This is a genomic window from Rhodococcus sp. B7740, from assembly GCF_000954115.1.
GTDB lineage: Bacteria > Actinomycetota > Actinomycetes > Mycobacteriales > Mycobacteriaceae > Rhodococcoides.
Window position 1 is genome coordinate 795594 of sequence record NZ_CP010797.1, and the last position, 26612, is coordinate 822205.

The window sequence follows — 26612 nt, forward strand, 5'->3', positions numbered from 1 at the left end:
CACCCGACCCGAACGCGGCGGCGGTCCGCCGTTGGGGCACACTGGACCGGTGAGCACCAGCAATTCTTCTTCCATCACGGACGCCCCGCAGGCAGTCCGTTTCAAGGGCGCTGATCTGCCGCAGAGCAGCATCGGCCTCACCGATCGCAGCGCGCACGAGCCCGATGTGGGCGGCCATTTCGGTGTCTACGGCGGCAGATTCGTGCCCGAGGCACTGATGGGCGTGATCGAGGAAGTCACCGCCGAGTACGAGAAGGTGCGCAGCGACAACGAGTTCCTCGGTGAACTCGACCGACTGCAGCGCGATTACACCGGTCGCCCCTCGCCGGTCTTCGAGGCGACGCGGTTGTCCGAGCACGCAGGCGGCGCTCGGATTCTCCTCAAGCGAGAAGACCTCAACCACACCGGTTCTCACAAGATCAACAACGTGCTCGGACAGGTGCTCCTGGCCAAGCGTATGGGCAAGACACGGATCATCGCCGAGACCGGCGCGGGCCAGCACGGAGTGGCCACCGCCACGGCGTGCGCGCTCCTCGGGCTCGAGTGTGTCGTGTACATGGGCGAGGTCGACACCGAACGGCAGGCCCTCAACGTCGCCCGGATGCGTCTGCTCGGATCCAGTGTCGTGGCCGTGAAGTCCGGATCGCGCACCCTCAAGGACGCCATCAACGAGGCGCTGCGCGACTGGGTCACGAACGCGGACAACACGTACTACTGCTTCGGCACCGTCGCCGGGCCACACCCCTTCCCGGTCATGGTGCGCGATTTCCAGCGCATCATCGGTCTCGAAGCGCGGCAGCAGGTGCTCGCGTCCACGGGTCGGCTGCCCGACGCCATCGCCGCCTGCGTCGGCGGTGGCTCCAACGCAATCGGCATCTTCCACGCCTTCATCGACGACGCCGATGTTCGGCTGATCGGCTTCGAGGCGGCGGGTGACGGTGTCGAGACCGGCCGCCACGCTGCGACGATCAGTGGTGGAACTCCGGGAGCCCTGCACGGTGCGTACTCCTACCTGCTGCAGGACGAGGACGGTCAGACCGTCGAATCTCATTCCATCTCAGCGGGATTGGACTACCCGGGCGTCGGTCCCGAGCACTCGTACCTGCACGACATCGGTCGGGCCGAGTACCGCGGCATCACCGATACCGAAGCCATGAACGCCTTCAAGCTGCTGTGCCGCACCGAAGGCATCATCCCGGCCATCGAGTCCTCGCACGCCATCGCAGGCGCGCTCACCCTCGGCAAGGAGTTGGGCAAGGACGCGATCATCCTGGTCAACCTCTCCGGCCGCGGCGACAAGGACGTCGACACCGCAGCCGAATGGTTCGGTCTGATCGACGGAGACGGCGAAGCGAACGTGGACGACGAAGCAGGTATCAAGCCATGAGCAACAACGACTCCCGCCTCTCGGGGACCTTCGCGCAGTGCCGTGCCGAAGGGCGCGCAGCACTCGTCGGATACCTCCCGGCGGGATTTCCGACGGTGCCGCGATCGGTCGAGGTGTTCAAGACGATGGTTGACGCCGGATGCGACATCGTCGAGGTGGGCATCCCGTACTCCGATCCGGTGATGGACGGCCCCACGATCCAGGCCGCGGCCGATGTCGCGCTGCGAGCCGGGGCCCGAGTCAAGGACGTCTTCGCCGTCACCGAGCAGGTCGCTGCAGCGGGTGGCCGAGCGGTCGTCATGACCTACTGGAACCTGGTCCTCAAGTACGGCATCGAGAACTTCGCGCGCGACCTCGCGAATGCGGGTGGGCTCGGGATCATCACTCCGGACCTCATTCCCGACGAGGCGCAGGAATGGATCGAGGTCTCGAACCGGTACGAACTCGACCGAATCTTCCTCGTCGCCCCGTCGTCCACCGAGGAGCGGCTGGTCAGCACCGTCGAAGCCAGTAGCGGCTTCGTGTACGCGGCCTCGACGATGGGCGTCACCGGTGCCCGCGACGCGGTGTCCTCGATGGCCCCCGCACTCTCGGCACGCATCCGTCAACACTCCGACATTCCCATCGGCGTGGGTCTGGGAGTGCGCTCGGGTGCCCAGGCCGCCGAGATCGCCCGCTACGCCGACGCCGTGATCGTCGGTTCGGCATTGGTCAGTGCCGTCGACAAGGGACTCGACGCCGTGCGCGACCTGACGACGGAACTCGCCGAGGGTGTCCGTTCGGCTAACGTAGCGTCGTGACTTCGACCGCGATCCTGGCCTACATTCCCAGTCCGCCGCAGGGGGTGTGGCACGTCGGACCGCTGGCTCTGCGGGCCTACGCCCTGTTCATCATCATCGGCATCGTCGTTGCCGTCGTGTGGGGTGATCGCCGCTGGGTGGCCCGAGGTGGAACCAAGGGAACGGTCCTCGACGTCGCGGTCTGGGCCGTCCCGTTCGGCCTGCTGGGCGGGCGCCTCTACCACGTGGCAACCGACTGGAAGACGTATTTCGGCCCCGGCGGAAACCCGGTCGAAGCGTTGTACGTCTGGAATGGCGGGTTGGGAATCTGGGGAGCGGTGTTCCTGGGCGGCGTCGGTGCCTGGATCGCGTGCCGTCGACGCGGGATTCCGCTGCCGGCGTTCGGTGACGCAGTCGGTCCTCCGATTCTGCTGGCCCAGGCGATCGGCCGCATCGGCAACTACTTCAATCAGGAACTGTATGGACGTGCCACCACCCAGCCGTGGGGCCTGGAGATCTACGAACGGGTCGACTCCGACGGACGGCTCGATCCCCTCAACGGGATCTCGACCGGATTCGTGGAAAAAGTGGTGCACCCGACGTTCCTGTACGAGCTGTTGTGGAGCGTCGCGGTCGTGGTGCTTCTCGTTCTCGTCGACCGCAAGTACACGATCGGCCACGGTCGACTGTTCGCGCTGTACGTGGCCGGATACTGCGCCGGACGGTTCTGGGTGGAACTCATGCGCGACGATTTCGCCACGACGATCGCCGGTATCCGCATCAACACCTTCACCTCCGCCATCATCTTCGTTCTGGCGCTCGCGTACTTCGTGATCGCCACCAAGGGCCGTGAAGATCCGGCGACGCTGAAATCGAACGACGACGTGGATCGCGAGACCTCTTCCGAGGGCACCGCATCGGATGCAGAAGGTTCGCGTTCGGCACCGATCGACAGCACCACGGACGCAAGCACCGTCGACGCGCAGCCCGGTCCGGCGTCCGACAAGAAAGCCGAGGAAGAAGGCAGTACGCGTGGTTGATTTCGACAAGACCCCTCAGCCCGACCCCGAACCGGATTCCACCGCCGATTCGAGCGACAGCGGGTCGAATCCGACCGCGTCGTTCGGTACGCCGTTCGACTACGACGCCACCGCCGAAGCGTCGCTCTCGGAGGCACCGGGAACGTCGGAGTCCGCACCCTCGCACGGTCCGACCGGTCCCACGGGCCCGGGGTGGGACACGTACTCGGGTATCGGAAACGGCCCCGGTTGGTCCAGCACGCCGAGCTACCCGGCACCGAGCCCGGACGGCAGTACCGACAACCCGCTCGGTGGATTTCCGGCACCCCCCGGCTACCCGCAGCAGGGGTACGGCCAGCAGCAGAGTTACGGTCAGCAGGGCTACCAGCAGCAGAATCACGGCCATCAGGGCTATCCGCAACCGAATTACGGGCAGCAGGGTTACCCGCAGCAGGGCTATTCGCAGCCGAATTACGGGCAGGAGCGTTACCCGCAGCAGGGCTATCCGCAGCCGAATTACGCGCAGCAGGGCTACCAACAGCAGGGATACGGCCAGCAGGGGTACGGCGTACCCGTCGGCTATCCGGGTGGATCCGCATTCGGCGTCGGCCCAGATGCACCTTACGGGCGCGATCCGGTGACCGGCGTGCCGCTGTCGGACAAGTCGAAGATCGTCGGCGGATTGCTGCAGCTGTTTCTCGGTTGGTTGGGAGTCGGCCGCTTCTACATCGGAAGTATCGGGATCGGCGTCGCGCAGTTGCTTTTGTTCTTCTTCGGATTTCTCCTCACCGCGGTGTTCGGCCTCGGAGTGATTCTGCTTCTGGGGCTCTTCGTATGGCACGTGGTCGACGGCGTCCTGATACTGGTGGGCAATGTGACGGATGCTCAGGGGCGAAAACTGAGAGACTGATGCCCTTGCTGGTAGTGCATCGGGAGTAAGGGAGTTCGACGTGAGTGAATCGGGTACATCGTCATCGGACGGATCCCCGGGCGACGGATCCACTCCGTCGGAGCCGACCATCTCGTTCGAGAAGGGCTCTCCGGCAGGTTCGGGTCCCGTATACGGGGCTCCCGACCCGAACTACAGCGCTCCGAACTACAGCGCTCCGAGCCACGGCACTCCCGATGCCGACGATCGGGGGCAGTTCGGACCTCCCCCCGGTGCCGGTTACCCACCACCATCGGATGGTTCCGGTCAGTACGGTGCGCCGCCGCCCCCGCCGTATGAGGGCGGGCAGTACGGCGCTCCCCAATACGGTGGTCCCCAATACGGCGCTCCCCAATACGGTGGTCCCCAGTACGCAGGCGGGCCCGGATACATGGACCCGATGGCTCCGTACGGTCGGCACCCGGTCACCGGTGAGCCGTTCTCCGACAAGCAGAAGCTGACGGCCGGTCTGCTCGGCATTCTGTTGGGCGCGTTCGGAGCCGGGCGCTTCTATCTCAACCAGCCGGGCATGGCGGTGGCGCAGATCGCCGTCACGTGGCTCACCTGCGGCATCGGCGGAATCTGGCCGTTGATCGACGGCATCATGATGCTCACCGGCAGCGTCCGTGATCAGCACGGTCGGCCGTTGCGCGACTGACGATCACATTCGTCGCAGCCGGCATTCGCGATTGCATCGATGCGAATGACAGCTGCTACGATTTCGCCATCCGGGAGAGATCCCGGTTTCTTTCGCGGGCCAGAGCTGTCCCGGTGAGTTCCCGACAGGCAGTTCAATTCGGCTCTTCCGACCGTTTCGGTCGACTCGAGCCGACCAGCCGGCGGGGTTGCCGAGACTTCCGGTGCAGCGTCGAACACACTGCACCGCCCTTCACGCACCCCACCGGCCTACGTGGAGGTGATCGTGGTGCTGTTTTCTCGGATGCCTGCGGAGCAAGGTCTGTACGACCCGAGCGCGGAGAAGGATTCCTGTGGCGTGGCGATGATCGCCGACATCGCCGGTCGCCGCTCCCACGCGATCGTCGCCGACGGGGTTCTGGCACTGGAGAATCTGGAACATCGCGGAGCTGCCGGTGCCGAGCCCAACAGTGGTGACGGCGCGGGAATTCTGATTCAGCTGCCGGTCGAACTCCTCGCCTCCCTTGCGCCGTTCGATCTGCCCGCGGCCGGTGCCGACGGCGACAACACGTTCGCGGCCGGAGTGTGTTTTCTGCCGCAGGGCATCCGTGAGCGAGCGATGGCCGTCGAGCGCGTCGAATCCGTTGCGGCCGAGGAAGGTCTGGACATCCTGGGCTGGGTTCCGGTCGAGGTCGATCCCGATCGAGCAGACGTCGGCCTCACCGCCCTCGGCTGCATGCCGTACATGAGCTACCTCTTCGTCACCGCCCCCGAAGTCGACGGCACGCGTCCGGCCGGTCTCGCTCTCGACCGTCTCGTCTACGGGCTACGCAAGCGTTCCGAGCGGGTCACCCCCGAGATCGAGGCCGAAGGCTCGGGGCTGTTCTTTCCGTCGCTGTCCTCGCGCACCATCGTCTACAAGGGCATGCTCACGACGATGCAGCTGCCGCTCTACTTTCCGGAACTTCGTAATCCTTTGTGCACGAGCGCCATTGCCATCGTGCACAGTCGCTTCTCGACCAACACGTTCCCGTCGTGGCCGCTGGCACACCCGCATCGTTACGTTGCGCACAACGGCGAGATCAACACCGTCAAGGGCAACCGAAACCGGATGCGGGCTCGCGAAGCACTGCTGTCGAGCGACCTGATCCCCGGGGACCTCGAGCGTCTGTTCCCGATCTGCAACCCCGATGCCTCGGACTCGGTGTCCCTGGACGAGGTGCTCGAACTACTGCACCTCGGCGGCCGCAGCGTGCCGCACGTGGTGATGATGATGGTGCCCGAGCCGTGGGAGAACCACCGCACGATGGATCCGCGGGTGCGAGCGTTCTACCAGTTCCACTCGTCGATGATGGAGGCCTGGGACGGTCCGGCCTGCGTGACGTTCACCGACGGCAGCTACGTCGGAGCCGTGCTGGACCGCAACGGTCTTCGCCCCGGCCGATGGTGGCAGACGGCGGACGGCCGAGTCATCCTCGCCAGCGAGGCAGGCGTGCTCGACGTGCCGCAATCCGAGGTCGTCGCCAAGGGTCGCCTCGAGCCCGGAAAGATGTTCCTGATCGACACCGTCGCCGGACGTCTGGTGCCGGACGAGGAGATCAAACTCCAACTGGCAACCGAACATCCGTACCAGGAGTGGCTGCATGCGGGCCTGCTCGAGATCAAGAGCCTGCCCGAGCGTGCTCACATCCAGTACAACCACGACTCGGTGGTGCGCAGGCAGGTCGCCTTCGGCTACACCGAGGAGGATCTACGCGTGGTGCTGACGCCGATGGCCGCGTCCGGGGGCGAGCCGCTCGGTTCGATGGGTACCGACACCCCGGCCGCAGTGATGTCGCAGCGGTCGCGTCAGCTCTACGACTACTTCATCGAACTGTTCGCCCAGGTCACCAACCCGCCGCTGGATTCGATCCGCGAGGAGATCGTGACCTCGCTCGCGCGGGTCATGGGTCCGGAGCAGAACCTGCTCGAGCCCACGGCGGCGTCGTGCAGGCAGATCGTGTTGCCGTGGCCGGTGCTCGACAACGACGAGCTCAACAAGATCATTCACATCAACGACGACGGTGATCATCCGGGACTGTCGGCCACGGTGTTGCGTGGGCTGTACGAGGTCGAGCGCGGCGGCGAAGGTCTCGCCGAAGCCATCGAGGAGTTGCGTGCCCGGGCGTCGGAGGCGATCGCTGCGGGATACACCACGCTGATCATCTCGGACCGCGACTCCGACCACACGCGTGCGCCGATTCCGTCGCTGCTCGCCACGTCCGCGGTGCATCATCACCTGGTGCGCACCAAGGAGCGCACCAAGGTCGCGCTCGTGGTCGAGTCCGGCGACGCACGCGAGGTGCATCACCTCGCGCTGCTCATCGGCTTCGGTGCCGCAGCGGTCAACCCGTATCTGGCGATGGAGTCGATCGAGGATCTGGTCGGCGAGGGCGAGCTGACCGGAGTCGAACCGACGATCGCGGTACGGAACTATCTGTACGGGCTCGGCAAGGGCGTGCTCAAGGTGATGTCGAAGATGGGCATCTCGACCGTCGGATCCTACACCGGCGCACAGGTTTTCGAGGCCGTCGGTCTCGATCGCGAGGTGGTGCGCGAGTACTTCAAGGGCACGGTCAGCAAGCTCGGCGGCGTCGGTCTCGACGTGCTCGCCGAGGAGGTCAAGCTGCGCCATCGTCGGGCGTACCCCGAGAATCCGACCGACCGCGTCCATCGTCGGTTGGAGATCGGCGGCGAATACCAGTTCCGCCGCGAAGGCGAGCTGCACCTCTTCACCCCCGAGACGGTGTTCCTGCTGCAGCACGCAACGCGTACCGGCCGATACGACGTGTTCCAGAAGTACACCGACGAGGTGGACCGGCTCGCTCGCGAAGGCGGTGCACTGCGCGGTCTGTTCGAGTTCAAGGACGGCGTCAGGCCGCCGGTTCCGCTCGACGAGGTGGAATCGGTCGAGTCGATCGTCACGCGGTTCAACACCGGGGCCATGAGCTACGGATCCATCTCCGCCGAGGCGCACGAGACGATGGCCGTGGCGATGAACAATCTCGGCGGACGGTCCAACTCGGGGGAGGGCGGCGAGGACGTCGACCGGCTCTACGACCCGACGCGACGCAGTGCCGTCAAGCAGGTCGCAAGTGGTCGGTTCGGTGTCACCAGCGACTACCTGGTCAATGCCACGGACATTCAGATCAAGATGGCTCAAGGTGCCAAGCCGGGTGAGGGCGGTCAGCTGCCCGGGTACAAGGTGTATCCGTGGGTGGCCAAGACCCGACATTCGACGCCAGGCGTCGGCCTCATCTCGCCGCCCCCGCATCACGACATCTACTCGATCGAGGATCTCGCGCAGCTGATCCACGATCTCAAGAACGCCAACGAGAAGGCGCGCGTACACGTCAAGCTCGTCAGTTCCGTCGGCGTCGGCACGGTGGCGACGGGCGTGAGCAAGGCGCACGCCGACGTCGTCCTCATCTCCGGATACGACGGCGGAACCGGAGCTGCGCCGTTGACCTCGCTCAAGCATGCAGGCGCTCCGTGGGAGATCGGGCTCGCCGACGCCCAGCAGACGCTGGTGCTCAACGGCCTGCGTGATCGCATCACCGTGCAGTGCGACGGCGGTATGCGCACCGGGCGCGACGTCATCGTCGCGGCACTGCTCGGCGCGGAGGAGTTCGGGTTCTCGACGGCCCCGCTGATCGTGGCGGGGTGCATCATGATGCGCGTGTGCCACCTCGACACCTGCCCGGTCGGTGTCGCTACGCAGAACCCGGAGCTGCGCAAGCGGTTCACCGGAAAGCCCGAGTTCCTCGAGGACTTCTTCAAGTTCATCGCCGATGACGTGCGAAAGTACCTCGCGCAGCTCGGTTTCCGGAGTATCGACGAGGCCGTCGGTCGCGCCGATGTGCTCGAGACGGCACCCGGAGTGGCGCACTGGAAGAGCAAGGGACTCGATCTCGCGCCGATCTTCGCGATGCCCGTCGACCGCCACGGAGCCCCGATGACGCAGCGTCGACGCCTTCGCGCGCAGGACCACGGTCTCGATCTCGCGCTGGATCGGACTCTGATCCAGTTGGCCGAGGGAGCGCTGGAGGACGCCCACCCGGTCACGTTGGAGTTGCCGGTACGCAACGTCAATCGCACTGTGGGAACGCTTCTGGGATCCGAGGTCACCCGTCGCTACGGCGCGGTCGGGTTGCCGGACGACACCATTCGCATCGCGTTCACCGGATCGGCCGGTCAGTCTCTCGGAGCCTTCCTGCCGCCGGGCATCACCATCGACCTGGTCGGTGACGCGAACGACTATGTCGGCAAGGGATTGTCGGGCGGCCGAATAGTCGTGCGACCGGCCGAGGATGCGCCGTTCGTCGCAGAGGACAACGTGATCGCAGGAAACACGATTCTCTACGGTGCCACCTCGGGCGAGGTGTATCTGCGTGGTAAGGCAGGGGAGCGGTTCGCGGTGCGCAACTCGGGAGCGATCGCGGTGAACGAGGGCGTGGGCGACCACGCGTTCGAGTACATGACCGGCGGTCGTGTCGTGGTTCTCGGGCCGACCGGTCGCAATCTGGCTGCGGGTATGTCCGGTGGCATCGCGTTCGTCCTCGGTCTCGATCCCGCGGACGTGAATCCGGCGATGGTCGAACTGCAGGCACCCGACCCGGACGATCTGGTGTGGCTACGCGAGACCGTCGAGAATCATCGGCGCTGGACCGGTTCCACCGTCGCGACCTCGTTGCTGGCCGACTGGCCCCGCCGGTCTGCGCTGTTCACCAAAGTCATGCCCGTCGACTACCAGCGAGTGCTGGAAGCGACAAGAATGGCGCGCGCCGAAGGGCGCGACGTCGATGCTGCGATCATGGAGGCTGCACGTGGCTGATCCACAGGGATTTCTGAAAGTCGTCAAGCGTGAGGCCGCCAAGCGTCCGATCGGCGAGCGCGTCAAGGACTGGAACGAGGTGTACTCGCACCAGCCGACGAGCGAGCGTGCCGCCGAGGTCTCCGATCAGGCGCGTCGCTGCATGGACTGCGGTATCCCGTTCTGCCACTCGGGAACTGCGGGTTGCCCGCTGGGAAATCTGATTCCCGAGTGGAACGACCTGGTGCGCCGTGGCCGCTGGGACGCGGCCAGTGACCGACTGCATGCGACCAACAATTTTCCGGAATTCACCGGGCGGGTGTGCCCGGCCCCGTGTGAATCGGCGTGTGTGCTGTCGATCTCCGAGGCGGCCACCGGCGGAAGCGTGACGATCAAGCGGGTCGAGCAGACCATTGCGGATCTGGCGTGGGAGGAAGGCAGCGTCGTTCCGCAGCCGCCGACGATCACCACCGGCAAGCGAGTCGCCGTCGTCGGATCCGGTCCCGCGGGATTGGCTGCGGCGCAACAGCTCACCCGCGCCGGACACGACGTCACCGTCTACGAGCGCGACGATCGTCTCGGCGGACTGCTCCGCTACGGCATCCCCGAATTCAAGCTCGAGAAGTCTGTCCTCGATCAGCGCCTCATGCAGATGCGGGCCGAGGGAACGCATTTCGTCACCGAATGCGAGGTCGGCATCGACTTCACCGTCGAGCAACTACGCGAATCCTTCGACGCGGTCGTTCTCGCGGTCGGAGCTCTGCGGGCCCGTGACAATGCCGAGGTCATCGGTCGGGAACTCGACGGCATCCACTTGGCCATGGAGCATCTGGTGCCGTCGAACAAGGAGTGCGAGGGCGACGGTCCCACCTCCATCTCCGCTGCGGACAAGCATGTGGTCATCATCGGCGGTGGTGATACCGGAGCCGACTGCCTGGGAACGGCCCACCGACAGGGTGCTGCGTCGGTGACGCAGCTCGACTACAACCCGGCTCTGCCCGGGGCCCGCGACGACAGCCTCTCGCCCTGGCCGTCGTGGCCGCTGGTACTGCGGACTTCACCCGCACACGCCGAGGGTGGGGTCGTCCGTCATCAGGTCGCGGTCCAGCGATTCCTCGGTGACGAGCGCGGGCACGTTCGCGCGATGGTGCTCGCCGAGGTGGAGGTGCAGCGCGACGCGGACGGTCGTCGCATCGTCACGCCCATCGGTGAGGAAGTCGAACTGCCGTGCGATCTGGCGTTGTTCGCCATCGGTTTCGAGGGTGTGGAGCATGGTCCGTTGCTCGACGAGTACGGCCTGACGCTGACCAAGCGCGGTGCGCTCTCGTGTGGTCCGGATTGGCAGACCACCGCACCCGGGGTGTTCGTGTGTGGCGATGCGCACCGTGGTGCGTCGTTGGTCGTGTGGGCGATCGCGGAGGGTCGTTCGGCGGCTCACGGAGTCGACGCTTTCCTCACCGGACACTCGGAATTGCCGTCCCCGGTACACCCGACTGCACTGCCTCTCGCCGTCGTGTGATGCCCGTCTCTGAACCGGTACAGACCGTCTCAGCAGCAAGGTAGCGCGGCTACCGATCGGTAGTATTCGAGTGGACTCGTCTGCGATAGAGAACGCGGCGTCCAGCGGCTAGGCTCGCCTTCGTGAGCCGACGTACGAAGATTGTCTGCACCCTTGGACCCGCAACCGCAACCACAGAGCGCATCCGCGAACTCGTCGAGAGTGGAATGGATGTCGCGCGACTGAACTTCAGCCATGGTGATCACCCCGATCATCAGGCCAACTACGAGAGGGTTCGAGCAGCATCGGACGCCACCGGCAAAGCCGTGGGCATTCTGGCCGACCTGCAGGGACCGAAGATTCGTCTCGGCCGTTTCGCCGAGGGCTCGACCACCTGGGCGGCCGGCGAGCTGATTCGCATCACCGTCGAGGAGTGCGAGGGCACTCACGACCGGGTGTCGACCACCTACAAGGAGCTGGCCCAGGACGCCAAAGAAGGCGACCGCCTGCTCGTCGACGACGGCAAGGTCGGCCTCGTGGTCACCGGTGTCGAAGGCAACGACGTGTTGTGCCGCGTCACCGAAGGTGGACCGGTCAGCAACAACAAGGGCGTGTCCCTGCCCGGCATGGATGTGTCCGTTCCCGCCATGAGCGAGAAGGACATCGCCGACCTCGAGTTCGCCCTCGCCCTCGGTGTCGATTTCATCGCCCTGTCGTTCGTGCGTTCTCCCGCCGACGTCGAACTCGTGCACGCTGTGATGGACCGCGTCGGCCGCCGAGTTCCGGTCATCGCCAAGCTCGAGAAGCCCGAAGCCGTCGACAACCTCGAGGCCATCGTGCTCGCGTTCGACGCGATCATGGTCGCCCGCGGTGACCTCGGCGTCGAGCTGCCCCTCGAGCAGGTGCCGCTGGTGCAGAAGCGCGCGATCCAGATCGCCCGCGCCAACGCCAAGCCCGTCATCGTCGCAACTCAGATGCTCGAATCGATGATCGAGAATTCCCGCCCGACGCGCGCCGAGGCGTCCGACGTCGCCAATGCCGTGCTCGACGGCACCGACGCGGTCATGCTTTCCGGTGAGACTTCGGTCGGCAAGTACGTGATGGAGACCGTGCGGACCATGGCCCGCATCGTCGAGACCGTCGAGACCGAGGGCGACAGTGTTCCTCCGTTGACGCACGTCCCGCGCACCAAGCGTGGCGTCATCTCGTACGCCGCCCGTGACATCGGCGAGCGGCTCGACGCGAAGGCGCTCGTAGCGTTCACCCAGTCGGGTGACACCGTTCGACGGTTGGCTCGCCTGCACACCAAGCTGCCGTTGCTCGCCTTCACCTCGATCTCTGAGGTCCGCAGCCAGCTGTCGCTGAGCTGGGGAACCGAGACGTTCCTGGTCCCCGATGTGGGCTCGACGGACGCGATGGTGAAAGAGGTCGACAAGGCGCTGCTCGAACTCGGTCGGTACAACAAGGGCGATCAGGTCGTGATCGTGGCCGGTGCCCCTCCCGGCACAGTAGGCTCGACCAACTTGATCCATGTGCACCGAATCGGAGAAGAGGACCGGTAAGTGGTCGAAGCGGGGGGAACCGGCGTCAGCGAAAGCGCGTCGAGCAGTACAGCTGTACGCAAGACCGATCTCGAGACGCTCCTCGATCTCCTCGCACTCGAGGAGATCGAGGAGGACGTGTTCGTCGGCGTTCATCCCGAGCAGGTGGGTAGCCGAACGTTCGGGGGGCAACTGGTCGCTCAGGCCCTGATCGCGGCAGGGCGCACGGTGTCCGGTACGTCGCGTGACGTGCATGCGATCAACGCACATTTCATCCGTGGTGGTGACGTGAAGAAGCCCATCGAATACCGGGTCTCCCGTCAGCGCGACGGCCGAGCATTCGCCAACCGCCAGGTCACTGCCGTACAGGACGGCAACGAGCTGTTCGTCATGCTCGCCGCTTTCCAGGATTTCGGCAAGGGACTCGAGCACAGCGTGGAGGTGCCCGAGGTTCCGTACCCCGATGCATTGCCTCCGCTCGGCGATCACTTCGTCGGGTACGAGGACCGGCTGCAGATGTTCGTCGACGCCCTCAAGCCGATCGACATGCGTTACGCGAACGATCCGGCGTGGATCATGCACGGCACCGGCGAGAAACTCAATCACAATCGGGTCTGGATGAAGGCCGACGGCGATCTGCCCGACGACTCGATCTTTCACGCCGCGACCATGGGCTACGCGTCGGACACCACCGTGCTCGACTCGATCATCACCACCCACGGTCTGTCGTGGGGGCTCGATCGCATCGTCGCGGCGACGGTCAACCATTCCATTTGGTTCCACCGCCCGTTCCGGTTCGACGAGTGGGCTCTCTACGCCACCGAATCGCCGGTAGCGGCCGGGTCCCGTGGGCTGGCCACCGGACGCTTCTTCTCGATGGACGGCCAATTGTTGGCCACTGTCGTGCAGGAGGGTCTCATCCGGCACTTCCCGAAGCGGGAGCGGGCCTGAGGGCATTCGACCACTCCAGCGTTTTCGCGGCGAGATCGAGCGTGGCGAGCGCAGGGCTGGTCGACGGCAGTCGGGTGAATCTGACGTGGGGCGTTACCGTCCTCACGTGGCGACGGTAGCTCTCGGCCGCTTTCGCTCCGTTGAAGAACACCCTGTCGATGCCAGGGTTCTCGGCGAACAGATTCCCGAAATCGTTTGCCTCGATCGAGGATTCGACGATCGCCGAGTCCAGGCTTCCCTCTCGCGTGCACAGCTTCAGCACATCCCACACGGCGACGCCATGGCCGCGCAGACGCTCGGTGCGTTCGTCGTAGGGTAGCTCGGAGCCCGCACCGAACAGCGTTCCCATGATCGGCCAGAACGCATTTCGCGGATGCGCGTAATACTGCTGCGCGGCCAGCGACGCGACGCCGGGCATCGACCCCAGGATCAGGATGGTTGCGCCCGGTCCGACGATCGGCTCGAAACTGTGCACGACGTTCATTGCGCGATTACAGCAAATCCCCGCGGGGCAGCGGACGGGGGACCACAATGGAGGTCATGTTGGATCCACGCGTACTCGACAACAACGAACTCGAAGCCGAACTCGCCGCACTGCGTCGGGGGCGTGACGCCGCGATGGACGAAGGCGCGCGGGATGTCTCGACCGCCGACACCGACCACCTCATCGCGCGGTTCGAGGAAGAAATCCGCAGGAGACATCAGGATTCGGTGTCCGATCAGCCCAGTGCCGATCTGCCCTGACCCACGATCAGGACAGCGCATGCGGCAGTCGCCGCAATCGTCCTCACGTTGTTCCATCGCGTCCACGTGTCGGTGAAGTTCTGCCACACCTGAGCGCCGGCAGCACTGCCGGGATCCACGCCGGCCAACGCGTCGTTGAGGGGGACGTTCAGAACGGCCGTGATCGCGACGCAGCCGAGAATGTAGAGAACGGCACCGCTCACGACGAGCAGGGGTGAACCCCGACCGGCCGACACGGCGAGAATCGCTGCGAGAGTGCATGATACGGCCGTTCCGAAGAAGAGGCCGAGAAACACCGGACCGAGAATCGCCGCATTGAATCTCTGCATCGCGGCGATCGCGTCGGGTACCGGCAGTGTCGCCAGGCCGGGCAGCACGCTGACGGAGAACGCGAGCAGCACTCCTGCCATCAATCCGCATCCGACGGCGGATACGGTGGTGGCGACCGAGGACGCCCGCTCGATCACGACGGGTCTGTTCGGTGGATGTTCACGGTCGGTGGTCCTTTCGTCGAGAATTGCTCTGTCGTCCACTGTTGCTCGGAACGGCAGGATGAACAATGCGCGAAACGCCGGATTCGATGTCCGATCGTCCATGTCGTGGGACAATCGATCGATGCGTGGACTCGACCCCTGGAAATCGCCCGATCCGCTCGGTGAGGCCCTGCACTTTCTACGGATGACCGGATCGTTCTACGTACGATCGGAGATGAGCGGTTCGTGGGGTCTCGACCTGCCCGCCATGGAGGATGCGCTGTGGTTTCACACGGTGGTGGACGGTCGGTGCCTGCTGGCGGTTCCCGATGAGCCGACGCGGGAGTTGGTGCCAGGCGATTTCGCGTTGGTCCCTCATGGGCGCGGTCATGTTCTCGCCGCCGACGCGGATGCGGCTACACGAGCGGTGAGTGTGTACGACCTCCCGCACGAGTACGTCAGCGACCGCTATGCGGTGATCACTCACGGTGAAGGAGCAGGACCGCCTGCCACTCTGGTGTGCGGGGCGGTGCGGCTGGATCACCCTGCGGCGCAACAGCTCGTCCGTCTGCTCCCTGCCGTGGTGTTCGTCGATGCGGAGCCAGGACCGCAGCAAACGAGGATGCAGAACGTCCTGGCGATGGTGGCGGACGAAGCCCGAGTTCTCGAGCCCGGGGGAGAAGCGGTCATCACCCGGCTGTCCGACATTCTGGTGATCCTGGCGCTGCGGTCGTGGATCGGCAACACTGCGCGAGCGCAGTCGGGGTGGCTCGGAGCGTTGCAGGACGATCGAATCGGCGCTGCTCTGGCCCTGATTCATCGACATCCTCACCAGCGGTGGACCGTTGCGGCTCTCGCGTCGAGCGCGAACATGTCGCGTTCGGCGTTCTCGGCGCGCTTCACCGAGCTGGTCGGTCGATCCGTGATGAGCTACCTGGCCACGTGGCGAATGCAGGTCGCATATCAGACCCTGCGTTCCGAGGACGTCGCGCTGGCCGACTTGGCCCGGCGCAGTGGGTATCTCTCGGAGGCGGCGTTCGGGAAAGCGTTCAAGCGGGCGATGGGGGTCTCGCCTGGAAGTGTGCGTCGCCGTCCCGAAGTGTCGATGGCCGCGGTTCAGTCGAGCAGATGACGGAGATAGCTGTTCGGGTCTTCGAGGTAGCGACGCCAATGCTGGACCAATTCGAGTTCGTCCCAGGTGCTTCGGCGCAGACCGTGTTCGCCGACTTCGACGATGTCGGCACCGGGGGTCGACGCCAGGATCGGTGAATGGGTGGCGCAGACGATCTGCGCGCCCTCGTCGCCCAGCTCGGACATCAGTGCAACGAGCTGCAGGCTCGCGGTGAACGACAAGGCAGATTCCGGCTCGTCCAGAACGTAGAAGCCGGGTTCGGCCAACATTGCACCGAACATGGTCAGGAACCCTTCGCCGTGGCTCATCTCGGCGGTGTTCTCGTCCCAGAATCCCGGCATCCCGCCGAGGTTTTCGGCCATCTCGAACGCGGTCTCGGCGCGCAGAAAGAAGCCACGCTTCTGCTGTCGCGGACCACGAAGCATGCGAGAACCCCGCGGTGTGGTCTCGAGCTCGAGTACCTCACCGAGAGCGCTCGTCACCTCGTCGAGTCGACGCGACTGCTGCGCCGCCCGACCGCCGCGGGCATCGATTCCGAAACCCTCGGCGATCGCCTCGACCAGGGTGGATTTACCGGAACCGTTGTCGCCGACCAGAATTGTGACCGGTGCCAGGAATTCGAGTCCGTCACGGGCGAGGTCGGCGACTGCGGGCACGGTGAAGGGCCAATCCGCTCCGACGTCGTCGGTGTGGACGTACGCGCGCTCTACGAACATGGTTCAGGCAGTGACCAGGCGGTCGACGTAACCGGTCTCGTGGGCGGAGTCCGCGCTGCAGGTGTAGAAGACCCACTGCGCCGACAGGTCCGCCGAATCCCCGAACCGATGGTCGACCTTCGCTGCGCACAAACTGCCCGCACTGGTGTCGTGGCAACGAAGACTGCTGGGTATGTACATCACCCCACTGTAGGCGCGATCGACGAAGACGATTACCGACGTCGCGAACGGGGATGTATCCACGTGGTGCCCTCGGTGAGACTCGAACTCACACTGGACGGGTTTTGAATCCGTTTCCTCTGCCAATTGGGATACGAGGGCTGGCGTCTTTCAAGCAACGATTGACGAGTTTAGAAGATGCGCTTTCGGCGTCGCGCACCGGTACCCTTCAGATGCTCGACGGCCCCGATGGGCGATGACTGTCAAAGGAGACCGATACAGATGAACGCTCCTGGTGCGCACGGTACTGGCAAGCCCCCGCTTCGTGTGGTGGTGGCAGAGGACGAATCCCTGATCCGGCTCGATCTCGTGGAGATGCTCCGCGAAGAGGGCTACGACGTCGTCGGTGAAGCGGCCGACGGTCAGCAGGCGGTGGAGTTGGCCGTCGAACTGCGTCCCGATCTGGTCATCATGGACGTGAAGATGCCGCGTCGGGACGGAATCGATGCGGCGTCGGAGATCGCCGAGAAGCGCATCGCGCCCGTCGTCATTCTCACCGCGTTCAGTCAGCGCGAGCTCGTGGAGAAGGCACGCGATGCCGGAGCGATGGCGTATCTGGTCAAGCCGTTCACCAAAGCCGATCTGATGCCTGCGGTGGAGTTGGCCGCCAGCCGTTTCGGTGAGATCTCCGCGCTCGAATCCGAGATCGTCGATCTGCAGGACCGGCTCGAGACGCGCAAGCTCATCGAGAAGGCCAAGGGCATCCTGATGGAATCGCAATCTCTCACAGAACCGCAGGCGTTCAAGTGGATTCAGCGCGCCGCCATGGATCGCAGGACGACGATGAAGGCCGTCGCGGAGGTCGTGATCGACACGCTCGGTACCCCTGCGAACAAGCCTGTGGCAGAGAGCTGATCGGCCCTCGAAAGCTACGGCCACGTAAAACTTCGACTCCCTAGGTCACAGTCAGGTCACGAGCGTCGTTCTAGGCCTTGCGAATCAGCTCCGAGCATTAGCGTCTGACCCACACGTGAGCGACATGTAACTCAGGTGCGCTTCATCGACGAGCAATTTCAAGGAGAACCTAGATGGCAATTCGGACCTATGTCCGCACGGCTGCGGTGCTGAGCGTTACCTCGCTCGCACTGTTCGGCTGTTCGTCGAGCGACGACTCGGGCTCGAGCGACTCCACCAGTGCCAGCGGCGGCACTGCAGCCGCGGAAACGACCGTCTCCACCGACTGCACGCCCGAGCAGGCCACTGCCGGGGCAACCCCGGATACGGCACCGCTGGTGGTGGGCACCCTTCTCCCCGAGACCGGAACCCTGGCCTTCCTCGGCCCGCCCGAAGTTGCCGGCGTCCAGTTGGCCGTCAACGACGTCAACGCCGCCGGTGGCGTCCTCGAGCAGCCCGTCACGCTCATCCCCGGTGACTCGGGCGACACGACGACCGATACCGCCAACACCACGGTCGACCGTCTGCTCGCCGGCGGTGCCGACGTCATCGTCGGTGCGGCGTCGTCCTCGGTCTCGCTCAAGGTCATCGACAAGATCGCCAGCGCAGGCGTCGTGCAGTTCTCGCCGGCCAACACGTCCGACCAGTTCGTCTGCTACCCGGACAAGGGTCAGTACTTCCGTACCGCACCCACCGACGTGCTGCAGGCACAGGCCTTGTCCCAGCTGATCGCCCAGGACGGTGCGCAGCGCGTCGCCATCCTCGCGCTCAACGACCCGTACGGTACGGGCCTGGCCGCGAACACCGCGGACAACCTCGAAGAGGCCGGCATCGCGGCGGACCAGATCCAGACCACGATCTACGACCCGAACGCACAGTCGTTCAACGCAGAGGTCGACGGCGTGAAGAACTTCAACCCGGACGCCGTGGCCATCATCGGCTTCGAGGAGTCCGCGAAGATCATCACCCGTATGCACGAGATCGGCATCGGACCGTCCGACGGCACGCTGGTCTACGGAGTCGACGGCAACATGGGTAACGCCCTCGGAGAGTCGGTGGCAGCAGGTCTGCTGGACACGATGCGTGGCACCACCCCGTTGACCGACGTCGGCACCGGATTCCAGGATCGTCTCAAGAGCGTGGATCCGGCCCTGGTTGACTTCAACTACGCAGGCGAGTCCTACGACGCGGTGGTCATCTCGGCACTCGCGGCCGAGCAGGCCAAGTCGACGGCAGGCACCGACATCGCTGCCAACATCAACAGCGTCACCAAGGACGGCACCAAGTGCACCAGCTACGCCGAGTGCCTTCCGCTCGTCAAGGCCGGAACCGACATCGACTACGACGGAATCACCGGCGCGCTGAACTTCAGTGACGCAGGAGAGCCCGCCACCGGTTCCTACGGCAACCTGGTCTTCGGACCGGACAACACCCTGACGACGGACGGTTACATCGTCGTCGGTGAGTGATCTGTAACTGTCACACAGCCTCTGGGCCCGAGTCCTCGATCAGGACTCGGGCCCAGTGGCTTGCGTATGTGCCGCACGTTCGACGGCAGCGAGAAGGCCCCGGTTCGATGTCGATCGAACCGGGGCCTTCGTCGTTGCGAGGAGCTACTTCTTCTCTTTGCTTCCTGCCAGCGTGCCGAGATACAGCTCGATCACCTTCGGGTCGTTCATCAACGCCGGACCGGTGTCGGTGTAGGCGTTACGGCCCTGATCGAGAACGTAGCCGCGGTCGCAGATCTGGAGGCAACGACGGGCGTTCTGCTCGACCATGATGATCGACACGCCCGCTGCATTGATCTTCTTGCAGCGGATGAACACCTCGTCCTGGAACATCGGTGACAGTCCGGCCGACGGTTCGTCGAGCAGCAGTACCGACGGCTCCATCATCAGTGCGCGTCCCATGGCGACCATCTGTCGCTCGCCGCCGGACAGTGCGCCCGCCTTGACCTTCTTGCGCTCACCGAGCAGCGGGAACAGTTCGCTGACGAACTCGAATCGCTCGCCGAACTTTTTGGGACGCAGATAAATTCCCATTTCGAGGTTCTCTTCGATGGTCAGCGACGGAAAGACGTTCTGTGTCTGCGGAACGTAGCCGACTCCCTTGGTGACCAGGACGTGCGCTTCGGCGGAGGTGATGTTGTCACCTCGCAGTTTGACGCTGCCCTCACGGACGGCAACCAGCCCGAACAGGGTCTTGAGGAGGGTCGACTTCCCGGCTCCGTTGGGTCCGATGATGCCGACGATCTCCCCGTCGTTGAGGAAGAAGTTGCATTCACTGAGGATGTTGACGCCCGGGATGTACCCGGCCACCAAGCCGTCGGCGCGCAGCAATGCACCTTCGGCGAGGCGGGCGTGCTCCTCGGGTGTCGCGGCGAACTCTGCCGGCGTCAATGTCTGTTCGCTCATCGTTCGTCCTCCTCGGCCCGGTGCGAGCCGCCTTCGGTCACGTCGGTTACCACCGGGCGTACGAACTCCCGCTCCGAGAGGTCGCCTCCCGCTTCGAGTTCCTCGGCCTCGGCCTTCTTCAGTGCCTCTGCGAGCTCCGCGGTGGCACCGACCGGATTGCCGTCGGCATCGAATTCCAGAGCCTGATCGTGATGGCTACCGAGATACGCATCGACGACGGCTCCGTTGTTGGAGAGCTCCTCCGGGGTGGACTCGGCAATGATGCTGCCCTGTGCCATCACCACCACCCAGTCACTGATGTCGCGGATGACGTCCATGTCGTGCTCGACGAACACCACCGTCATACCGTCGTCGCGAAGCGACTTGATGTGCCCCAGAAGCGATTGCGTCAGAGCAGGATTGACCCCGGCCATCGGCTCGTCGAGCATGACCACCGACGGATCGGTCATCAGCGCACGCGCCATCTCGAGCAGCTTGCGTTGGCCGCCGGACAACGAGCCGGCCAGGTCGTCGGCCTTGGCGTCGAGCTTGAAGCGCCCCAATAGCTCGTAGGCGCGTTCGGTGATCTGACGTTCCTGGGCCTTCCACGTCCACGGCATGAACGTGTTGATCATGCGCTCGCCGCGCTGACCGGTTGCGCCCAGCCGAACGTTGTCCAGCACAGTCAGTTTCGACAGCGCCTTGGTCAACTGGAACGTACGGACGACACCTTTGCGTGCCACCTGGTGCGGATGCATCCGACCCAGTTCCTGGCCGTCCATCGACCAGGTGCCGGTGTCGGGTCTATCGAATCCCGTGAGCAGATTGAACAGGGTGGTCTTGCCTGCGCCGTTGGGCCCGATGAGTCCGGTGATGCACCCACGCTGGATCTCCAGGTGCGCGACGTCGACGGCTTTCAGGCCGCCGAAGGTGCGCGAGACGCCGTCGACCACCAGGGTGGCGTCGGGCTTGGGGGATCCGGGCTCGTTGGCGACACCGGCGAACAACGCCGACCGCTGATCACTCGACAGTGCTTTGCCAGCACGTGATTCGAGGGTGCTTGCTTTCTTGCTCGGTGCCGCTGTTGCGGCGGCATCCTTGCTCGGGTCAGGCATTGAGTTGAACCTCTCGCTTGTTGCCGAGAATGCCCTGAGGTCTGAACACCATCAAGACGGCGATCAGAATTCCCAGGAGTACGAACCGCGTGGCACCGACCTGCGCGCCGGTGAGGTTGAGCACCGGGTCGTCGCCGGAGATCAGCTGTCGCAGAATGGCATCGGGAATGGACAGCAGGAACCAGAAGAGCATCGCGCCCAGGACGGGGCCGAACACCGTTGCGGCACCACCGAGAATCAGGGCACCGAAGGCGAAGAACGTCTGCGCCGTCGAGTAGAAGTCCGGGTTGATGGACTGGGTTTGCAGTGCGTTGAACACGCCGCCCATACCGCCGATGACACCACCGAGAACCAGCGCCTGCATCTTGTAGACGAACACGTTCTTACCCAGCGAGCGGGCCGCGTCCTCGTCTTCACGAACGGCCTTGAGCACACGTCCCCAGGGGCTGTGCGTCAGGAGGTAGACCACCCCGCACAGCAGCAGGACCAGCGTCCAGCCGACGAGCATGGCCCACAGGTCGTTACCCAGGAATCGCACGCCGAGGAAGCTGTACGTCTTGCCACCCTCGAACGGACTCATGCTGGTGAACGGGCCGGCGAAGCCGGTGATGCCGTTGGTCGACTTGGTCACCGAATCCGTTGCGGTGGAACGAAACACGAGTCGCAGAATTTCCGACGCGGCGATGGTGACGATCGCGAGGTAGTCGGCTCGCAGTCGCAGAGTCGGGATGCCGAGCACCAGGGCGAGCAGTCCTGCCGCGGCGAGACCGACCAGAATGCCGAGCCAGAGCGGCTGTTCGTAGGTGATCGTCGTGATGCCGACGCCGTAGCCGCCGAGCAGTGCGAAGCCGATCTGGCCGAAGTTGAGCAGTCCGGCGTAGCCGAAGTGCAGGTTCAGGCCGATGGCGAGCAGAGCGTAGAAGATGGCGGACGGGCCGACCAGCTGAGCGAGTGAGATCTGAAGTGCGCCGATGATATCCATGTGAAGGTCACCCGATCCTTTGTCGCGAGCCGAGGATGCCCTGTGGACGGACGACGAGGATGAGAATCAAGACGAGCAACCCTCCGATGTATTTGAGATCGGGATTGATGACCAGCGTCGACCACTGCACGAGCAGACCGACGATGACGCAACCGAGGAATGCGCCGTAGGCCGTTCCCAGGCCACCCAGTGTGATGCCGGCGAACATGAGCAACAGAAGTTTGAAGCCCATCTCCCACTGGACGCGACCGCCGAGTTCGGAGAGCCCGAACAACACGCCGCCGAGGGCAGCCAGGCCGCCGCCGAGGCACCAGACGAACGTGACCACGCGCTCGACGTTGATGCCGGAGGACGCGGCCAGATCCCGGTTGTCGGCCACCGCACGCATGGCCTTGCCGATCTTGGTGCGCTGCAGCATCAGCGCGACGCCGACCAGGACGACGATGCTGATGACGATGCAGGCGAGGTTGACGTTGGTGATCGACAACGGACCCCAGTCGTTCTCGGTCTGCGCCTGGTAATCGTCGAAGGGCTCGGAGCGATCCGAGAAGAAGATCAGGATGAGGTAACGCAGTGCGATCGCCAGGCCGATGGTGACCACCAGCTGAGCGATGAGGCCGGTTCGCCGTTTGCGCAACGGCCGCCAGATCAGGGCATTGTTGAGCCATCCGATCGCGACTCCGACGACTATCGCGAGCAGCGTGGCCGGGATCAATTGTATGCCGACACTGACGTTGAAGAACCACGCCGCGACGGCACCGAGCGTGACAAGTTCTCCGTGTGCGAAGTTCGTCAGACCGGTGGTGCCGAAGATCAGACTCAGCCCGACCGCGGCGAGCGCGATGACGAGGCCGAAACGGAAGCCGTCGACGGTGGTGCGAACGAACTTCTCGTAGAACGGAATGGTGGTGGCGGTTCTGGCCTCACCGAACGAGAAGATGACGGTGTTGGAACGCCCGGCCTGCACATCGCGCTGGACCTCGCCCTGGACGCTGACGCCGTCGGGGAGCGTTTCCTGAACCACCTGGAACGTGTAGGTGCCGGGAGACAGTTCGAGGGTCCACCGGCCCCCGGTTTCACTGGTGGTACGGGCGACTTCGGAGCCGGACGCGTCGAGCGCCGCGACGTCGACGCCGACGAGTCGTTCGCCACCGTTGTTCAGGGATCCGGCGACGCTGACCGCGTCCGCCGGTGGTGCCTGTTCGGCACTGGTCCCCGGCGCTGCCGGGGGAGCGGGGGTAGGTTCCTGGGCCAAAGCCGGCGCACTGAACAGCAGCGCGGCAATGGAACTCAGAACGGCGAGTAGGAGTGTTCGCTGAAGGAGCCGAACGGCAGATCTTGCGCGCAACCTCGGCGGTTGCACCTTTCTGGTCCATCGAACATTTGGAGCCACGCACGTCCTCCGGACGGTTGTCGTTGTGCCACGGGTATGTGGGTTTCCTGCAATTGTCGGACTCTATCCGCTGAAACGACGCAAAATCGGCGACTGAGATTTCCGGAAAGTATCGGTTGTGTTTCGCGGTGCGCGGCGCGCGCATCGAGTGCGATCGCGTCGTGGCGCGTGCATCCGGCTACGAGTTGTCGGACTGTCTCCCTAGACTGGTCAACCGTGAGCCCAGTAACGGAGAAAAGTGCAGCGCCCGCAGCCGAGACCGATGCGAAAGCGGGCGGAGAGCGGCCCACGTTGCTGCTCATCGACGGCCACTCGATGGCGTTCCGTGCCTTCTTCGCGTTGCCCGCGGACAACTTCAAGACCACGAGCGGTCAGTCCACCAATGCGGTGTACGGGTTCACCTCGATGTTGATCAACCTGCTGCGGGACGAGAAACCGACGCACATCGCGGCGGCGTTCGACGTCTCGCGGCAGACCTTCCGCGCCGAGCGGTACCCCGAGTACAAGGCCAACCGCAGCAAGACGCCCGACGAGTTCGCCGGTCAGGTCGACATCACCAAGGACGTACTCGGGGCCATGGGTATCCCGGTGATGGCCGAGGCGGGCTTCGAGGCCGACGACATCATCGCCACTCTGGTGACCCAGGCAGAGGCACTGGGGTACCGCGTTCTGGTGGTCACCGGCGATCGAGATGCGCTGCAGTTGGTGACGGACAACGTCACGGTGTTGTATCCGCGCAAGGGCGTGTCGGATCTGACTCGGTTCACCCCCGCCGAGGTCGCCACCAAGTACGGGTTGACGCCATCGCAGTACCCGGACTTCGCGGCCCTGCGCGGAGACCCGAGCGACAACCTCCCCGGCATTCCCGGGGTCGGCGAGAAGACAGCGACCAAGTGGATCATCGAATACGGTTCCCTCACCGCTCTTGTCGACAACGTGGACAAGGTCAAGGGCAAAGTGGGAGATGCACTGCGGGCCAACCTGTCGAGTGTGGTGCTCAACCGCGAGCTCACCGAGATGGTCCGCGATGTGCCGTTGCCCTACACCCCCGATCAGCTCGAACTGGCTCCGTGGGATCGCGAGAAGATCCACGCCTTGTTCGACGACCTGGAGTTCCGCATTCTACGGGACCGATTGTTCGAGACGCTCGCGTCGGTCGAACCCGAAGCAGAAGAAGGTTTCGACGTCCGCGGCGGCATTGTCGCGCCCGGCGATCTGGCCGCATGGCTGGGAGAACACGCGGCCGACGGCCGACGGAGCGGGTTGTCCATCCTCGGCCCGCGTCGGCCTTTCGACAGCGACGCGACGTCGGTGGCGATCGCTGCGGCCGACGGGGAAGGCGCGTTCGTCACGACGACCGCTCTGGACGAATCCGACGAGCAGGCACTTGCCGCCTGGCTCGCCGATCCGGCGCAGCCGAAGGCTCTGCACGAGGCCAAGTGGGCTCTGCATGCAGTTCGTGGCCGCGGCTGGACCCTAGGTGGGTTGACCACCGACACAGCCCTTGCGGCGTACCTGGTGCGGCCCGGGCAGCGGTCGTTCAACCTCGACGACCTGTCGTTGCGCTACCTCAAACGCGAACTCCGGGTGGAGGATGCGGGTGAAGGCCAGATGTCGTTGCTCGATGCCGAGGACACCGCCGATGCGGCGTTCGCGGAGGGCGAGATTCTCAAGGCGCGGGCCGTCATCGACCTGGCCGATGCGTTGGACGCCGAGCTCGCCGCCATCGAGTCGACCACCCTGCTCTCCGAGATGGAGCTGCCGCTGCTGACGGTGTTGGCCGATGTCGAGGCAACGGGTATCGCCGTGAACGGTGATCACCTCCGCGCATTGCAGTCCGGATTCGCTGCGCAGGTGGACGAGGCTGCGAACTCCGCCTACGGCGTGATCGACAAGCAGATCAACCTCGGGTCACCGAAGCAGTTGCAGGTGGTGCTGTTCGAGGAACTCGACATGCCCAAGACCAAGAAGACCAAGACCGGCTACACCACCGACGCCGATGCGCTGCAGGGGTTGTTCGAGAAGACCGAGCATCCGTTCCTGAAGTTCCTGCTCGATCATCGGGACGCGACGCGGATGAAGGTGACGGTCGACGGCCTGTTGAAATCCGTCGCCGACGACGGACGCATTCACACCACGTTCAATCAGACGGTCGCGGCAACCGGGCGACTGTCGTCCACCGAGCCGAACCTGCAGAACATTCCGGTGCGCAACGAGGCGGGACGCCACATCCGTGACGGCTTCGTCGTCGGGGCCGGATACGACACGCTTCTCACCGCCGACTACAGCCAGATCGAAATGCGCATAATGGCGCACGTCTCCGGCGACGAAGGGCTGATCGAGGCATTCAACACCGGCGAGGACCTGCACAGTTTCGTCGGTGCCAGGGCCTTCGGAGTGCCGATCGAGGAGGTCACGCCCGAACTGCGTCGCCGCGTCAAGGCCATGTCGTACGGATTGGCCTACGGACTGAGCGCCTTCGGTCTCGCCGCGCAGCTCAAGATCTCCACCGACGAGGCGAAGCAGCAGATGGAGGCGTACTTCGCGCGGTTCGGAGGAGTCCGTGACTACCTGCGCAACGCCGTCGAGGAAGCGCGCAAAGTGGGATACACCTCCACGCTGTACGGCAGGCGCCGCTACCTGCCCGACCTCAACAGCGACAATCGTCAGCGCCGCGAGGTCGCCGAGCGGGCCGCTCTCAATGCGCCCATCCAGGGCACCGCCGCAGACATCATCAAGGTCGCGATGATCGACGTGCACCGATCGCTGGCGGAGTCGACGCTGAAGTCGCGGATGCTCTTGCAGGTGCACGACGAATTGGTACTCGAAGTCGTCGACTCCGAGCGCGAGGAAGTCGAGGCACTGGTACGCGACAAGATGTCCTCGGCCATCGAACTGTCGGTGCCCCTCGAAGTCTCGGTCGGCACCGGTCGCAGCTGGGACGCCGCTGCTCACTGATT

At 64.7% G+C, this 26612-nt stretch carries 21 protein-coding genes, 1 tRNA gene and 2 pseudogenes; 15 read left to right on the forward strand and 9 right to left on the reverse strand.

Translation table 11 applies throughout. The features are described 5' to 3' along the window. Positions 1-115: 115 nt before the first annotated feature. The 10 genes and pseudogenes from trpB to NY08_RS03800 all read left to right on the forward strand — a co-directional run bounded on the left by trpB (position 116) and on the right by NY08_RS03800 (position 13591). Entirely contained in the window at positions 116-1387 is a 1272-nt protein-coding gene (gene trpB / locus NY08_RS03760) for a tryptophan synthase subunit beta (RefSeq protein WP_045199662.1), read from the forward strand. Further along, positions 1384-2187 (forward strand): tryptophan synthase subunit alpha, encoded by an 804-nt coding sequence (trpA, locus tag NY08_RS03765; RefSeq protein WP_045194977.1) that lies wholly within the window; start codon positions 1384-1386, stop codon positions 2185-2187. Before trpB ends, trpA begins: the two co-directional genes overlap by 4 nt. Continuing rightward, a complete protein-coding gene (gene lgt / locus NY08_RS03770; protein WP_045194979.1) occupies positions 2184-3206 on the forward strand; it encodes a prolipoprotein diacylglyceryl transferase in 1023 nt (340 codons plus the stop codon). The genes trpA and lgt overlap by 4 nt, the downstream gene beginning before the upstream one ends. 192 nt (positions 3207-3398) lie before the next feature. Further along, positions 3399-3692, forward strand: a pseudogene (locus tag NY08_RS26690) (hypothetical protein); the annotation flags it as partial. A gap of 139 nt (positions 3693-3831) precedes the next feature. Further along, a complete protein-coding gene (locus NY08_RS26695) occupies positions 3832-4095 on the forward strand; it encodes a TM2 domain-containing protein (RefSeq protein WP_235387202.1) in 264 nt (87 codons plus the stop codon). A gap of 181 nt (positions 4096-4276) precedes the next feature. Next, positions 4277-4771: pseudogene (locus NY08_RS26635) on the forward strand (NINE protein); the annotation flags it as partial. 267 nt (positions 4772-5038) lie between these two features. Then, on the forward strand, positions 5039-9622 hold the full coding sequence (gltB, locus tag NY08_RS03785) for a glutamate synthase large subunit (protein ID WP_045199666.1): 4584 nt from the start codon (positions 5039-5041) through the stop codon (positions 9620-9622). Next, positions 9615-11120, forward strand: coding sequence for a glutamate synthase subunit beta (locus NY08_RS03790; protein ID WP_032394324.1), 1506 nt, complete (start codon positions 9615-9617; stop codon positions 11118-11120). Before gltB ends, NY08_RS03790 begins: the two co-directional genes overlap by 8 nt. A gap of 122 nt (positions 11121-11242) precedes the next feature. Continuing rightward, positions 11243-12661 carry a pyruvate kinase gene (pyk, locus tag NY08_RS03795; protein WP_082073683.1) on the forward strand — a complete coding sequence of 473 codons (1419 nt, stop codon included), beginning with the start codon at positions 11243-11245 and terminating at the stop codon, positions 12659-12661. Positions 12662-12766: 105 nt separating this feature from the next. Next, positions 12767-13591, forward strand: a complete 825-nt coding sequence (locus tag NY08_RS03800) for an acyl-CoA thioesterase (RefSeq protein ID WP_235387204.1) — start codon at positions 12767-12769, stop codon at positions 13589-13591. Here the strand turns inward: NY08_RS03800 and NY08_RS03805 are convergent. After that, positions 13557-14075, reverse strand: a complete 519-nt coding sequence (locus tag NY08_RS03805) for a DNA-deoxyinosine glycosylase (protein WP_045194985.1) — start codon at positions 14073-14075, stop codon at positions 13557-13559. The two genes, NY08_RS03800 and NY08_RS03805, sit on opposite strands and share 35 nt — an antisense overlap. A gap of 56 nt (positions 14076-14131) precedes the next feature. Between NY08_RS03805 and NY08_RS03810 the strand changes: the two genes are divergently transcribed. Next, entirely contained in the window at positions 14132-14335 is a 204-nt protein-coding gene (locus NY08_RS03810; RefSeq protein WP_141214795.1) for a hypothetical protein, read from the forward strand. On the opposite strand, the gene NY08_RS03815 is transcribed toward NY08_RS03810, so the two are convergent. Then, positions 14311-14931 carry an anthrone oxygenase family protein gene (locus NY08_RS03815; protein ID WP_235387095.1) on the reverse strand — a complete coding sequence of 207 codons (621 nt, stop codon included), beginning with the start codon at positions 14929-14931 and terminating at the stop codon, positions 14311-14313. The two genes, NY08_RS03810 and NY08_RS03815, sit on opposite strands and share 25 nt — an antisense overlap. A 19-nt stretch (positions 14932-14950) precedes the next feature. Between NY08_RS03815 and NY08_RS03820 the strand changes: the two genes are divergently transcribed. Further along, a complete protein-coding gene (locus tag NY08_RS03820; RefSeq protein WP_045199669.1) occupies positions 14951-15940 on the forward strand; it encodes an AraC family transcriptional regulator in 990 nt (329 codons plus the stop codon). Here NY08_RS03820 and NY08_RS03825 read toward each other — a convergent pair. The 3 genes from NY08_RS03825 to NY08_RS03835 form a co-directional block, all read right to left on the reverse strand. Beyond that, the gene (locus NY08_RS03825) at positions 15925-16656 is read right to left on the reverse strand and encodes an AAA family ATPase (RefSeq protein WP_045194986.1); all 732 of its coding nucleotides are present in this window, start codon (positions 16654-16656) and stop codon (positions 15925-15927) included. The genes NY08_RS03820 and NY08_RS03825 overlap by 16 nt on opposite strands. A gap of 3 nt (positions 16657-16659) precedes the next feature. Next, positions 16660-16836 carry a hypothetical protein gene (locus tag NY08_RS26215; protein ID WP_176460594.1) on the reverse strand — a complete coding sequence of 59 codons (177 nt, stop codon included), beginning with the start codon at positions 16834-16836 and terminating at the stop codon, positions 16660-16662. Positions 16837-16900: 64 nt separating this feature from the next. Then, positions 16901-16977: transfer RNA gene (locus NY08_RS03835), tRNA-Leu, on the reverse strand. 120 nt (positions 16978-17097) lie between these two features. On the opposite strand from NY08_RS03835, the gene NY08_RS03840 reads away from it, so the two are divergent. Both NY08_RS03840 and NY08_RS03845 read left to right on the forward strand, forming a co-directional pair. Continuing rightward, complete coding sequence (locus NY08_RS03840; RefSeq protein ID WP_032394317.1) at positions 17098-17730, forward strand: ANTAR domain-containing response regulator; 633 nt, start codon at positions 17098-17100, stop codon at positions 17728-17730. 173 nt (positions 17731-17903) lie between these two features. Beyond that, positions 17904-19238, forward strand: a complete 1335-nt coding sequence (locus tag NY08_RS03845) for an ABC transporter substrate-binding protein (RefSeq protein WP_045194990.1) — start codon at positions 17904-17906, stop codon at positions 19236-19238. 144 nt (positions 19239-19382) lie between these two features. On the opposite strand, the gene NY08_RS03850 is transcribed toward NY08_RS03845, so the two are convergent. Genes NY08_RS03850 through NY08_RS03865 form a run of 4 tightly spaced genes read right to left on the reverse strand, consistent with a single transcriptional unit; the run spans position 19383 to position 23607 of the window. Then, positions 19383-20183, reverse strand: coding sequence for an ABC transporter ATP-binding protein (locus tag NY08_RS03850; protein WP_032394315.1), 801 nt, complete (start codon positions 20181-20183; stop codon positions 19383-19385). Continuing rightward, positions 20180-21277: an ABC transporter ATP-binding protein gene (locus tag NY08_RS03855; RefSeq protein WP_144407312.1), complete on the reverse strand. Its 1098-nt coding sequence runs from the start codon at positions 21275-21277 to the stop codon at positions 20180-20182. Before NY08_RS03855 ends, NY08_RS03850 begins: the two co-directional genes overlap by 4 nt. Continuing rightward, positions 21270-22259 (reverse strand): branched-chain amino acid ABC transporter permease, encoded by a 990-nt coding sequence (locus NY08_RS03860; RefSeq protein ID WP_045194991.1) that lies wholly within the window; start codon positions 22257-22259, stop codon positions 21270-21272. Before NY08_RS03860 ends, NY08_RS03855 begins: the two co-directional genes overlap by 8 nt. A gap of 7 nt (positions 22260-22266) precedes the next feature. Next, entirely contained in the window at positions 22267-23607 is a 1341-nt protein-coding gene (locus tag NY08_RS03865) for a branched-chain amino acid ABC transporter permease (protein WP_045199673.1), read from the reverse strand. Between the two features lie 261 nt (positions 23608-23868). On the opposite strand from NY08_RS03865, the gene polA reads away from it, so the two are divergent. After that, positions 23869-26610: a DNA polymerase I gene (gene polA, locus NY08_RS03870; protein ID WP_032394312.1), complete on the forward strand. Its 2742-nt coding sequence runs from the start codon at positions 23869-23871 to the stop codon at positions 26608-26610. Positions 26611-26612 lie beyond the last annotated feature (2 nt).